The sequence below is a fragment of the Mucilaginibacter phenanthrenivorans genome, assembly GCF_024721155.1.
In the GTDB taxonomy this organism is placed as follows: Bacteria; Bacteroidota; Bacteroidia; order Sphingobacteriales; family Sphingobacteriaceae; genus Mucilaginibacter; species Mucilaginibacter phenanthrenivorans.
Window position 1 is genome coordinate 665349 of sequence record NZ_JAHVAP010000003.1, and the last position, 13305, is coordinate 678653.

Sequence of the window (13305 nt, forward strand, 5' to 3'; positions counted from 1 at the left end):
ATATAGATATGCGGTATAACATCTGCGGGCAATACCCACTGATTTAACTGCCAACTGCCAACTCAAAACTGCCAACTGATCTCTACTGCCCTACCATAAAAACGGCATTGCTCAGCAGCAGCTTGCCATTTTCCCAAAAGCTGCGGAAGATAGGATCATCCACCAGGTATACTACAGAGCCGCGGCCCATGGATTGCACACCAAGCAATAAACCGTCCTTAATTTTTTCCTTGCTTTTTTGGCCTACAAAGCCCGATACAAGTCCATCCTTCTTAACGGTTCCTACGCTGAAGCCGTCATCACCCATGAAATCGTAAATATCGTCGCTTAGTTTTATGGAGTAATAATATTTGGGCAATCCAAAGCCAAGCGGATGGGTGTTATCCAGGTTAATTTTATAGATGGCTCCCGGCACACTTGAGCGCAATGCATCACGGTCGCGGGATTCGTATGACACCAATTCAGGCTCCTTAGCCTTCGAATCGGCCTTATCATCCTTTTTCTCCTCCTTCTTTTTTATCAGGAAGCCTTTTTTGTCGACCAACTGGGCTACTGCATTTTGAATGGCAATCAGCTTACCACCATCTCGGATCCAGCTTTGCAGTTTATCAGATGGGAAACCATCATAGTTACCATCAGGAAATATCGCTACATCAAAATCAGAAAGACGCGCCCTGGTCATGTCCTGGTAACGCACCAGGGTGATAGGATAACCTATCTGCTGTTCAAAAAAGTGCCACACCTCGCCCATCGCCTCTGAAGATACATCATCGCCTGCAGCCAGCATTACCCGCGGCTGGCGGATATACCTGATGACATCCGAACCAAGGTCGTTCCCCTTTTCCACAAAACCCGACATTAATGGCGTAAGGTCCTGGTTAAGCGAGGTGGCTATTTTTGCAACAATGTCGTCAAAATCCGACCGGCCATTTCCGGCACGCGTTATCAGTAGCGATCCCGCAGCAAAACTTTTGCCTGCTGCCTGGAACGGCTTCTCGGAATAACGCACCTTGATATTATTTTTTATCAGTGCAGCTAAAAACCGCACATCGTTTACCGATTGCCAGGTGGAAACATAAGCATAAGCGTGCGTATTAACCAGCACCTGCGGTTTGGCAGCGCTAAAAGTTGAACTAACCGGCTTTAACGACTCCTTTACGCCATAGGCTTTCAACCCATAAACGTAGGGTAACGACCATGCGGTAATGTCATAGGTGTTTGAATCGGCAACAAAGGTTTTAGGTTCCAGCAATACATTCAATAACACTGATTTGGGCTGATAGGCATTAATCACCAAATCGTTAGGATCAACATTATATTGCTCGGTCTTGCCGGTTGCATAATCATAGCCATTAACGCTGCTTTTTAAGCCAAAGCCGTACTGAATGCCATTCCTGTCGAGCAGTTTGGCTAAGGCATTTACCTTATCAACGTTTTCGTTTTTAATGATGTAGGTTTTGTATTCGCCCGGCGGGTTGGCCTTGCTGTTGTCATAAAACTTTTTAAACTCGTCCAATAGTTTTTGTGAATAGGCCGATGCCGTTTCAACCGTGCTTAAACTGGTTGAATGGTGATGCGCCACGCGATCAACCAAAGTTAAGGTATCGCCGGTACGGGTAAGCACCGCCAAACCAGCGCTGATCCCACCCTGCTCATAGGTCATGCCGATGGAGCCGTTATAAATGGGGTAGGTATCGCCATAAGATGGGTACAATAGGTCAAACTCCTGCTTGGTGAAATATAGCCAGCCGTTCTGGTCGAAATATTTGGCGTTGTTTTTACCAATGGTTGTCTGCATTTCGCGCTGCCATGGGGTAATCACTTTATGGAAGGGCTCGGCAGCCGGGGCAAAATAATAGGGTGCATTGTAGCCCTGTTCGTGGTAATCCACATGTACTTCGGGCAGCCATTGATTGAATAGTGCTAAACGGGCCTGTGTTTCCTTTTGTGTTTGCCATGCCCAGTCGCGGTTAAGGTCGAAATAATAATGATTTATCCTGCCGCCGGGCCATGGCTCTGAATGCTCGCGCGATGACGGGTTAGCGTCCGGAGTAGCGCCCTTTACTGAATTGTAAAAATTCACATAACGGTCGCGGCCATCAGGGTTAAGGCAGGGATCAATAACTACTACCGTATTTTTTAACCAGGGTTGGGTACGGGTGTTCGACGGATCGACCATGTCATACAAGGTCCACATGGCAGCTTCGGATGATGCAGGCTCGTTGCCGTGTACATTATAGCTTAGCCAGCAAATGACAGGTGTGTTAGTAGTAGCAGGTGATGAAGTGGCAGCGTTTTTTATGTTAATGTCGTTACCAACCTTATTTATAGTGGTTTCAAGTCCCGCCAGGCGTAAATTATTTACCCTGATTTCTTCCAACTTGCCTATGTTTTCGTCCGATGCGACGAACATCGCCAATAGCGGTTTGCCCTCGTTTGTTGAGCCGTACTGAACCAGCTTTACGTTCTTAGACGCACTTGCCACGTATTTAAAATATTCTACAATCCGGTAATGCGGCGTAAACCGTTCGCCTAACTTATAACCTAAAAATTTCTCGGGCGATTGGATTTCCTGCGCAAAGGCAGTACAAAAAACACCTACTAAAATAAATGACAGGAGTAGTTTTTTTATCATGGATGCAGAATAAGTAAATGCTAATATAAAATTAAAAAATGAATATCACGGAACCAATCATGAATGTGACCAAAGCCGTCGAACTTATAACAAGTGTTTGATTCCCGGCGTTAAATCATTATTTTTGAAAGAGAGAAATTTATTGATCTTCTACCTATTATCAGTAATATGTTTTCAAACAAGGCCGTATTGTGCGTTCTATTATGGTGTGCTTTGTCGTGCATCGCCGGTGGATCATACGGGCAGCACGCTACTGCAATACGCGGCAGTGATTTTGGTAAACATAACCAGATCTTCTTTGATGATTCACTTTGGTTTTTCCATCCCGGCGAATTGCCCGGCGGTAAGCATGCAACCAATACAGCGGGGTGGGATACCCTTCATCGTACTTCTTTTGGCAAAACGAATGCGCCCCTTCGATGGCAGGGCATGGGCTGGTTTGGTTTATGGATAAGGGCGGATACGGGGCTGGTAAACAGGAAACTTTATCTCAGCATTAATCACGATGGCGCTTCCGAAATCTTCATGGATGGCAAACCCATAGGCGGTTACGGCAAGGTTGGCCATTCGGCACAGCAAATGGAGGCTATTCGTGCCCCAAGAGAGCTGATCCCGCTTTGGCTTGCCGATACCCGCCCTCACCTGCTCGCTATTCGTTATTCAAATTTCTTTGGAGTTTTCCCCAATTTTTGGGGTTTCCAGCTTTCTATAGGTGATTATGCAAGACGTGCCGAAAAAACAAGCGCGAGCAAAAAATTATTCGACTATTTGCCCATGTTTGCTGCCGCACAGCTGATACTGGGCCTGCTGCATTTCCTGTTTTTCCTTTTTTACCCAAGGCAAAAGCTCAACGCATATTACGCGTTGTTTGTGTTGCTGATCGGGATCAATGGTATTGCTGTTTACCAGTTTTACCTAACGCCGTATCCATCGGTGCAATACTTTGCCGATTTTACAACGTCGGCGTGTAAAGTATTGATCATGTGGTCCGCAGTGATTTTGCTTTACGTACTCAATTATCGCCGGATCCCGCGTTGGCGCATCGCCGCCTTAACGGGCATTACCCTTTTTTACCTTACAGGGTATATTTTAAGGTTTTGGGTTTTTAGAGTGGAAACATGGGATGGTTATTTTTCAGTAGCTTATATTGTTTGCATGATGGATGGCCTGTGGTCGGTAGCACAGGTTATAAAAAGGAAGCAAAAGGATGCCTGGCTTATTGGCATTGGGGTAAGCGCCATCATACTGGTTTTTCTTTTCGCCTGGGACGATACGTTTACTGTGTGGCACTATGGCAGTAACTCCATGCGCTTGTTTGTAATGGGCGCTGGGTCCCTTGTTTTGCCCCTATGCTTATCGCTTTATCTTGCGCTTGATTTTGCCCGTACCAACCAGGAGCTTACTTCAAAGCTCCGCGAGGTGGAAAACCTGTCGGCCCAGGCCCTTGCCCAGGAAACCGAGAAAACAGAACTGGTAGCCACCGAAGCCCGAAGACTGGAACAAATTGTGCAGCTACGCACCGCCGAACTGAAAGAGCAGGCCGATAAACTACTGGAACTGGACGCGGTAAAGTCGAGGTTTTTCACCAACATTACCCACGAGTTTAAAACCCCGCTAACGCTGATCATGAACCCGGCTAAGGAATTGCTGCATAAACCTGATGGGGATGCCAATAAAAACCTTAGACTGATCATTAGCAATGCCGAACGATTGCTACAGTTGATTAACCAATTGCTGGATTTAAGCAAGGCAGAAAACGGGCTTATGGAAGTAAACCTGGCACCGGTAGACCTGGTAGCGCTTGTGAAACTGCATACCCTCTCCTACGAATCGCTGGCGTTACAAAAAGGCATCACCCTGCGCTTTACCGCCGACCGGGACGCCTTATGGTTATTGACCGACCGGGATAAAATGGATAAGATAATCTTAAATATCCTCTCAAACTCGCTAAAGTTTACCGACAAAGGGAAGGTGGCAATTACCTTGCGCCAAAATGCTGAAGCGCCCGGCAATGCCTTCATTCTCACGGTCACAGACACCGGGAAAGGAATCCCAGCGGCTAAGGTACCGTACATTTTTACGCGCTTTTACCAGGCAGACCCTTCAGATACCCGCTCAGCGGAGGGTACGGGTATCGGCCTGGCGCTTACTAAAGAGTTGGTAGAGCTGATGGGCGGGCAAATAGCAGTGGAAAGTAAAGAGGACCTGTTCACACAGATCCGGATTGATATGCCGTACCAGGTTGCCGAGGCTATTGCTGAACCCGCGCTGGAAACATTACCTGATGATTTATTTACGCCGGTGGAAGATAGCGTTGAAGTATTGGTTGCCGATGAGGACAGCCCGCTGATCCTGTTGATTGAGGACCACCATGAACTGAGGGAGTTTATCCGGCAGTCGCTGGCCGGCCGGTACCGGTTAATTACCGCTGCCGATGGCGAGGAAGGTATAGCCCTTGGCCTGCAATACATCCCTAACCTGGTAATTACCGACTTGATGATGCCTAAGGTGAGTGGCTACGAAGTGAGCGAAACCCTTAAAACGGACCAGAAAACCAGCCATATCCCAGTCATCATCCTAACCGCAAAGGCCGACCTGAATAGCCGCATTCAAGGCATTGAAACCGGGGCTGATGCCTACCTTGCAAAGCCATTTGAGCAACGGGAGTTGCTCGCCATTATTGAAAACCTTATCAGCGTGCGCGAGCAGTTACGCCTGCATTACAGCACCCGCGACTTTTGGCTTAAAGACACCTCTGCCCTGCCGTCGATTGAGCAGGATTTTATTGCGCGGGTACGCCAGGCTGTTGAAGGCCACCTGGACGACGAGGGTTACAGCGCCGATCAGCTCGCTACAGATATAGGGCTTAGCCGCACACAATTACACCGCAAATTAAAGGGCCTCATTGGCCAGGCCCCCGGTGAACTCATTCGCATTGTTCGCCTGCAATACGCTCATGACTTGTTGGAGCGTCGTGTAGCAACAGTATCCGAGGTGGCCTATATGGTTGGCTTTGGCAGCCCTGCCAGTTTTTCGGCCAGTTTCTCGCGCCATTTCGGCTTTGCTCCAAGTAAGGTGGCAGAGGTTTAATCTTTAACTATTACTTATATCTCTTTGTGTTTCCTTGAGAAATATTTTTAAGCATACGCTATACATCATTCAAAAAGATATTCGGGAGGTACGTAAAACAGGCAAAAATATAACTGTTAAATTCTCTTTCGTATCTTGCAGCAGATACTAAATCAATGAATAGCAAAAAGAAAGGGGCGGATGCTTTATTGGTGAGTTTGAGGATCCTTAACCAGATAGGTGCATCCATTCTTTCTGAGTTTACCATTGAGCAGATGATAGATACCGTTTATGAGCATGTTAATAAACTCATGGATGCCTATTCATTTGCCATAGGGATCTATAATCCGGTATCTGAGCGCATAGAATACATTGGCGCACGGGAAAACAACCAAAAATTGCCTGCTTTTTCTATTTATGCGCACAACCAGGAAAGGTTTTCGGGCTGGGTATTTACCCATCAAAAGGAATTGCTGATCAATGATTATGAAAAGGAGTACCTTTTATACCTTCCCCATGCCATTACACCAATGCAAGGGATCAATCCTGCTTCACTGATGTATATTCCTTTATTCATCAACAAAGAGATCATCGGATTACTTTCTGTACGAACCCTGGAAAAGAACGCCTACGGGCCGCAATCCATGGAAATCCTTAAAACACTGGCTGTATTTATCGCAAAAGCGATTGAAAACACCCGCGCATCAAACGGCGAAAAACCGGCCCCGGCAGAGGTTCCCCCAAGTTATCATGCAGACCTGCTTTCTGCCAGGGAGCTTGATGTACTCAGCTTATTATCGAAAGGATTTACGAACCGCGCTATTGCTGATGACCTTTTTATTTCCCCGAATACGGTAAAAACACATACCATAAAAATTTATCAAAAACTGCAGGCCGGTAACCGCACGGAAGCAATTGTTAAAGCAAAAACATACGGATTGATCAAGTAAAAATCATCCGTTTGGATGATTTATCGCCTGGCAATCGCTCTTAATTTTGGTTCATAAACAGCAATGGTTTTATGAACATCAAATCAAATAATCTTCCTTTTCATATTTCCGGTGACCAAATGCTGGAACGCTCGCTCTGGTTCGGTCCAAACCTGGTAACTTTCCTGATCACATCGGCAGAGACGAACGGCGCTTTCGCGCTGATCAGGTGCGTACTGATAAAAGGTTTCGAACCTCCGCTCCATATCCATAGTAATGAAGATGAAAGCTCGTTTATCCTGGATGGCGAAATCGGGTACCAGGCGGGGGACAGGGAGATCCATGCCAGGGCCGGCGATTTCGTTCATCTCCCTAAACTGGTGCCGCATACTTTTAAACCGACCACGGATACGGTAACGTTGCTCCTGCTGATCACACCGGGCGGATTTGAGGCTATGTTCAGGCAGTGCAGCCGGCCCGCAATAGAATTCGCGCTCCCCCCGGTTACAGGCGAAAAACCTAATGCTTCCTTCTTTGAATTGATGACAAGGGCCAACAAAGACCTCGGCGTTCTTTTGCTACCCGACCTATAGCATAATATAATCTGTCACATCTTTTAAACATCAAATTACCAATACCATGAAAAAAACATTATCAATTCTGCTGCTGATCGGGTTATCAGCCTGTACTAAAGACATACAGCAACCCTTGACCTTTGTGGTCAATAGCAGCACTTCAAAAATCGGGTGGAAAGGCTCAGCAAGCGATCACTCACATATCGGGTCTTTTGACTTGAACGGAACCGTAATCACCAATCCTGACGGAACGGTTAAGAGCGGGGATTTCACCATACCCGTTGCCTCTATCATGGACTATGATCTGACTGATCCGGCCAAACAGCAATTGCTTGATGACCTTAAGAGCGCTAACTTCTTTAAGATAGCAACCTACCCGGATACCAAATTTCACATCACCGGCGTCGCGCCTTATAGAGGTACAGACACCAGCGCCGTTCAAGGTGCCAATTACCTGATGACCGGAGATTTTACCATGACAGGGGAGACACATGAGCTGTCTTTTCCGGTAAAGATCGGCCGAACTGCCGACAGCTTAAAAACCGAGGCAAAATTTAAACTCGATCGCACCAAATGGGGAATGAACATTTATAACGACCCTTCAAAACCACTTTATATTTATCCTGATGTGAATATCAGCTTACACATCCTGGCGGCCAGATCAAAATGAGATGCTATGTCCCGAAACGGGCGCGTTGCAACGCAACAAACTCGAAAGCATTTGCAACATACGCGAAAGTAACTTTTGGGTGGGATATGTTTCTTTGTGAAGCAATTGCAACTGCATTAAAACCTCTAGTGATAATGTTTGGCGCGGTTTCAAATCAACAAATATTCTTATCTACCATGAAAAACCTAAAAACAACCTTAGCGATACCATTTATCATGATACTAGGCTGTGCGATATTTGCCGGATGCAACTTTAGCACCGGTGCCAAAAAAGACCTCCGCACCGGCTTGTCGTTCAACTACAATGGCTTTATCGTGCAGGATGTTTTATTGATTGACCCGGCTAATAAACCCATGACCGATAATAAGGTGCAATTGAATACCCGGATAGCTATAGCAGCCTTTGGCATACACAATTATGGGCTTAAGGATGGCAAGGTTTTCCCGGGGATGATGCTTTTGGTGACCGATAAAAAAGGAACCCCGGTACTTAACGCCGCCGACCTGTTTGCCGGTGGCCAGGGCTATCCCCCTGCAAACGCTACCGAACTGCGTGGTGATATCACCATTGCAAAGCCAATGACAGCCGGGGAAACCTATCACGTAAAAGTGCACATCTGGGACAAGGTGAAAGCAGATAATGAAATCAATATTGAAACAGACCTCGTCGTACAGTAAGTTATTATACACCTCAAATTTTTTAACCATTTAAATTATTTACCATGGCCATTTTATTGCCGAGAAAACCGACCCTTATTTGCCTGGTAGTGCTGGGCCCCATTTGCGTGGTGGACGGCATTGTCAAAAAAAACACCCAGGAGATCCTGGCAATGTTGGCCGTATTCATATTCGCCATAGTAACCCTGATTATGGACAGCAAAAAAAAGAAAAAGCTTATAAATAAAAATGAACGGGAACATAGCAATCCCGTTAACCCAAACCGATAAACCTTAACAAACACCATTATGCCCGATGAAAAAAGCTTTTGGACAACCGTGCCGGGAATTATTACCGGCATTGCTGCTATAGTTACCGCTATTACCGGTTTAATTGTGGCATTAAACGGGGCCGGTTTATTTAGTAAATCTGCCGTGGCAAACAAGGCAAATACCGAAACAAAACAGGAGGCTAAAAAAGATGCGGATAGTTTGACAGAAAAAAAAGAGGAACCGCAAAAGCCGGTTGAAAAGCTTAAGCCGGTATTTTCAATGACCGGGGTAAAAATTGAAGATCATGAATACAGTATCCTTGGCTCATCTCTTGAAGCAATAACGCCTGAAAGTAACTCGCTGACAATTAAAATAAAATACAAAAACAACAGCAATTATTCGCCGGCTACTTTCTGGAACGAAGGTTTCAGGCTGGCTATTGATGGATCCCTTACCGCACCTTCAGGAGATTTAAGCGAACTGGTTCAGCGCCATGCCGAGCTGGTTGGCACCGTAACTTTTGAAGTGCCCAACAACGCTAAAGATCTTGTTTTTCACATCCTTGATGTTGGAAAAGATATTGCCGTGCCCATAAAACTGACACCTGAATAATGACCCGCCGTTGTGCTGCTTGGCTCAAAGGCCAAATGCAACAAACTCGAAAGTATTTGCAACATACGCGAAAGTATCTTTTCGGCTATTTATGTCTCTTTGGGTTCCCTGCCAGGCTTCCCTAAATTAAAGGGGATCAATTAATAATTAAACAACAAACACTTATTACCTATGAAAACAAACAAGAAATCCGGGATTTGCTCAGTTGCGCTGAATGCTTTGAAATTTACTAAAATAGTGGCGGTTGCCGGCGTGCTGCTGGTCGCCGGTTGCGGGAAGGAATCGCCTTCAGTAACTAAAACGAACACCGGCACGGGAACCGGGACTGGCACAGGAACCGGGACTGGTACAGGAACCGGGACTGGGACGGGTACAGGAACCGGGACGGGCACCACTATCGATACCGTTGCAGCCAGCAAAGTTGCTGTTGCTGCTGTAGATGACCAGGTAAATGCTTTTATGACTACCTATAACGTTCCTGCATTATCTATTGCGATCACCAAGGGCGAAAAGCTGGTTTATCTGAAAGCTTATGGCATCAGTGACCAGTCTAAAGGAACTAAAGCTGTTATTAGCGATCGTTACCGTTTAGCAAGCCTTTCAAAACAGTTTACATCCGTTGCCATAATGAAATTGCTTGACCAGGGTAAAATAAAGCTGGAGGACAAGGTATTTGGCGATGGCGCTTTATTGGGTAAAACCTATGGTACCAAAGCCTATGGGCCGCACATCACCGACATTACTGTTGACGAGCTGCTGCACCACACCTCCGGGGGCTGGACAAACGACGACAAGGACCCGATGTTCACCAATCCAACAATGACTGCCGCACAACTCATCACCTTTACCTTAGATAACCGCCCGCTTGATAATGTGCCGGGCACCACCTATAACTACTCGAACTTTGGGTACTGTATCCTGGGCCGGGTGATAGAAAAGATCACCGGGCAGACGTATGCAGAAGCCGTAAATACTTTGGTATTAAAACCCATGGGGATTACAGATATGACCATCGGCGGTAACACACTTGCCGACAAACAAACAAAAGAAGTTACTTACTACGGCCAGTCGGGCGAGGACCCTTATGCAATGAATGTCAGCCGGATGGATTCGCACGGCGGATGGATCGCCACAGCTGCAGACCTGGCCAGGTTCCTGGTTTATATTGATAAATTTCCGGTACGTCCGGATATTCTCACCGCATCGGCGCTAAATACTATGTACACCGGCTCAACAGCCAATCCGGCTTATGGATGCGGCTGGGGCATTGCAGACAAAAACTATCTTCACACGGGAAGTCTGCCCGGTACGGAAACCGAACAGGCCCGTCTGGATAATGGATTTAATTTTGTGGTTTTGACCAACACCCGCAGTTTTAAAAATAATTTTGACTATTACATGGACCAGATCTTCTGGAAGGCTTTAGCCAAAAATCCAACCTGGGCAACAGACGATTTGTTCACTAAATAACCGTTTAATTTCATTAGCATGTCGTCCGCGGCCGCAGTTAAAGATGTGGCAGCCTCTCAAATAATTCAGGTTAAACCGCCTGAAAGGGGCCATTTTTCGCTCTATTTTTTAAGCATTATGTAATCAGGATCAAGGAACCATAAATCTACCAAAATGAAAACACTTCAAAACCACTTTACATTTAACAGTGTGGAAAACACATTCAAAAGACTCAAAAAGAAGCGAAAAAGCATTGCCAGATCCGCGCTTGCTGCCTTAGTAACGGGTAGCGTATTAATTAATTTGTATGGTTGCGGAAAACCCTCTAATAACCCTACTCCCCCTGTGGTAAATGTGTCGGCCTGTACTATTGCAAGTGATGTTGACCAGGCGCTTGGGCTCCGCAATTTTGAATATGATGATAAAGGCCTTCTTACAAAAATGACAGGTCCCAATTATTATTACGGACCTTTTGTGCGAACTATTATACCTGCTAAGGCCATTGACGCCTATCCTACTGAATCGGTTGATGGGCAGGGAAACCATTACTATGGTACTATTAACATCGCCTATACTTACAGTGGCGGCAGCGGCAATATTTATGATGGCAATCCTCAATTTATGCATCAATTATTTACCGGTTCGAACTCCGGCACCTCTATAAAAACAGACTCCTTGTATCAATTTAATTATGACGACGCAAAGAAACATCTGACTTCCGTTTTGATAGCAACTAACGGTTCCAAAGGCGCCGACGGCTTCACGCTTTTCAGATATGAACTCAATTTTACCTATGATGCCAATGACAACGTAACACAGGTAAAAATTTTATATGATTACGAGCGGAAGTTCTACGCGCCGCAAACTGGTGAAACCCGTATCGATTACCAACAAACTTCTGATGAGTTACTGAATATTACCTATGACGATAAGCCCTCCCCATACACCGCCATCTCAAAATATTGGAAATTTATAGGGGAAGATTTTAGTGGTTTTATCGCCTACAACCTGGATAAGCTTCGTTTTTGGATAGGCCGTTGCGCAATACTGAGTAAAAACAACCCGGTTAAAATAACCGGCAAGCTGATAACCGTTGGCGGCCAGCCGGCTGCTACCATTAACTCAACCATTACCTATCAATACAACGAGAAGAATTTTCCGGTGAGCGCGGCACTTGATGGCTCGGGGATAAATTCTTTCGCCTACAACTGCAAATAGGCCGGTCACTCAATAGCTGTACAATAAATAAACAGTGTTCTAAAAAATAAAAACAACTAAATGAAACGTAATAGCTTCCTTCGCACATTGGCCGTAGCCGGTGCCGTTTTAGCCAACCCATTGAACAGTATTGCCAAAGGCTATGCAAGGCTCCGCGAAAAAACCGGCTTTAAAACAGATGCCGGGACCGACCGCTATCAAAAACCCATCAACTTGTTTGACGGGGACACTTTTTATACCAAGGTTTCTTCCAAAGACACCGATGGAGATCTGTACATATATGAATCATCGCGCGTAAAAAAAGGCGGCCCAAATTTGCATTTGCACTACAACCAGGACGAATGGTGGTATATTTTGGAGGGTGAATTCCTGATAAAAGTAGGCGATAAAATGCACCATGTTAAACCCGGTGATAGTGTATTTGGTCCGCGGGGCGTACCACATGCTTTTTCGAAAATGGGCGAAGGTGTTGGCAGGATGCTTACTACTTTTCAGCCGGCAGGTAAAATGGAAGAATGTTTTATAGCAATAAGCGAAGGGCAGATGAAGGGTAGACCTGAAGCCGAGCAGGACGAATTTAGAAAGCAACATGGCTTTGAACGCGTGGGGCCGCCAATTGATATCCTGAAAGCGTTTTGATGCATACTAACTCCCATTAATAATTAAGATATGAAAAGCAGGAGTTTTAAATTTATTGTAATTGGATTATGCTGGCTGTGCAGCTTCAAGGTGTACAGCCAGCAAATAGACACCATCAAAGAAAATACAGCGATAAGGCAGCTCATTAAGAATTACGAAGACGCCTGGAACCGGCACGACCCTAAGGGCCTTGCGGATAATTACACTGTTGATGCTACCTGGGTAAACTGGTTTGGCGCCTACTATAAAGGGCGCGATGATATCCAATTTCATTACCAGCAGGTACATACCACCTATTTTAAACCAAGCCATTATTATACCCGGGCGATAGAAGATATTCAATATTTGAAGCCCGACGTCGCGGTTGTGCATGTCCGTACAGGATTAACGGATGATGCCCGGTATCCAGGCCAAACGTTTGAGTTTCGCCGAATGATCGTAGTAACAAAACAAAATGGTGTTTGGCTCATCCGGGCCGGTCAGAATGCCAAGCTCGAAAAAGGTGTCAAATAATAAGTAATAGCGCGGGGCTGTTCCTGATTTGCCAAAAAAATTAGCATATTTGTATGATCAAAAGCAAA

Annotated in this window: 12 protein-coding genes; 11 read left to right on the forward strand and 1 reads right to left on the reverse strand. The window is 45.7% G+C overall.

The genetic code is table 11. From position 1 onward, the window contains the following. Positions 1 to 82 precede the first annotated feature (82 nt). The gene (locus tag KXD93_RS09325; RefSeq protein ID WP_258136768.1) at positions 83 to 2635 is read right to left on the reverse strand and encodes a M14 family metallopeptidase; all 2553 of its coding nucleotides are present in this window, start codon (positions 2633 to 2635) and stop codon (positions 83 to 85) included. 168 nt (positions 2636 to 2803) lie between these two features. On the opposite strand from KXD93_RS09325, the gene KXD93_RS09330 reads away from it, so the two are divergent. The 11 genes from KXD93_RS09330 (at position 2804) to KXD93_RS09380 (ending at position 13237) form a co-directional block, all read left to right on the forward strand. Next, complete coding sequence (locus tag KXD93_RS09330) at positions 2804 to 5725, forward strand: ATP-binding protein (protein WP_258136769.1); 2922 nt, start codon at positions 2804 to 2806, stop codon at positions 5723 to 5725. A 155-nt stretch (positions 5726 to 5880) separates the two neighbouring features. Beyond that, entirely contained in the window at positions 5881 to 6654 is a 774-nt protein-coding gene (locus KXD93_RS09335) for a LuxR C-terminal-related transcriptional regulator (RefSeq protein WP_258136771.1), read from the forward strand. A 71-nt stretch (positions 6655 to 6725) separates the two neighbouring features. Continuing rightward, complete coding sequence (locus KXD93_RS09340) at positions 6726 to 7226, forward strand: cupin domain-containing protein (protein WP_258136773.1); 501 nt, start codon at positions 6726 to 6728, stop codon at positions 7224 to 7226. Positions 7227 to 7272: 46 nt separating this feature from the next. Next, on the forward strand, positions 7273 to 7878 hold the full coding sequence (locus tag KXD93_RS09345) for a YceI family protein (protein WP_258136775.1): 606 nt from the start codon (positions 7273 to 7275) through the stop codon (positions 7876 to 7878). A 176-nt stretch (positions 7879 to 8054) separates the two neighbouring features. After that, entirely contained in the window at positions 8055 to 8555 is a 501-nt protein-coding gene (locus tag KXD93_RS09350) for a hypothetical protein (protein WP_258136777.1), read from the forward strand. A 44-nt stretch (positions 8556 to 8599) separates the two neighbouring features. Further along, the gene (locus tag KXD93_RS09355; protein WP_258136779.1) at positions 8600 to 8824 is read left to right on the forward strand and encodes a hypothetical protein; all 225 of its coding nucleotides are present in this window, start codon (positions 8600 to 8602) and stop codon (positions 8822 to 8824) included. An 18-nt stretch (positions 8825 to 8842) separates the two neighbouring features. Next, positions 8843 to 9418 (forward strand): hypothetical protein, encoded by a 576-nt coding sequence (locus KXD93_RS09360; RefSeq protein ID WP_258136782.1) that lies wholly within the window; start codon positions 8843 to 8845, stop codon positions 9416 to 9418. Between the two features lie 171 nt (positions 9419 to 9589). Beyond that, on the forward strand, positions 9590 to 10888 hold the full coding sequence (locus tag KXD93_RS09365; protein ID WP_258136783.1) for a serine hydrolase domain-containing protein: 1299 nt from the start codon (positions 9590 to 9592) through the stop codon (positions 10886 to 10888). A 153-nt stretch (positions 10889 to 11041) separates the two neighbouring features. Further along, a complete protein-coding gene (locus KXD93_RS09370) occupies positions 11042 to 12085 on the forward strand; it encodes a hypothetical protein (RefSeq protein WP_258136785.1) in 1044 nt (347 codons plus the stop codon). 60 nt (positions 12086 to 12145) lie between these two features. Next, the gene (locus tag KXD93_RS09375; protein ID WP_258136786.1) at positions 12146 to 12724 is read left to right on the forward strand and encodes a cupin domain-containing protein; all 579 of its coding nucleotides are present in this window, start codon (positions 12146 to 12148) and stop codon (positions 12722 to 12724) included. 30 nt (positions 12725 to 12754) lie between these two features. Continuing rightward, on the forward strand, positions 12755 to 13237 hold the full coding sequence (locus tag KXD93_RS09380) for an SgcJ/EcaC family oxidoreductase (protein WP_258136787.1): 483 nt from the start codon (positions 12755 to 12757) through the stop codon (positions 13235 to 13237). Positions 13238 to 13305 lie beyond the last annotated feature (68 nt).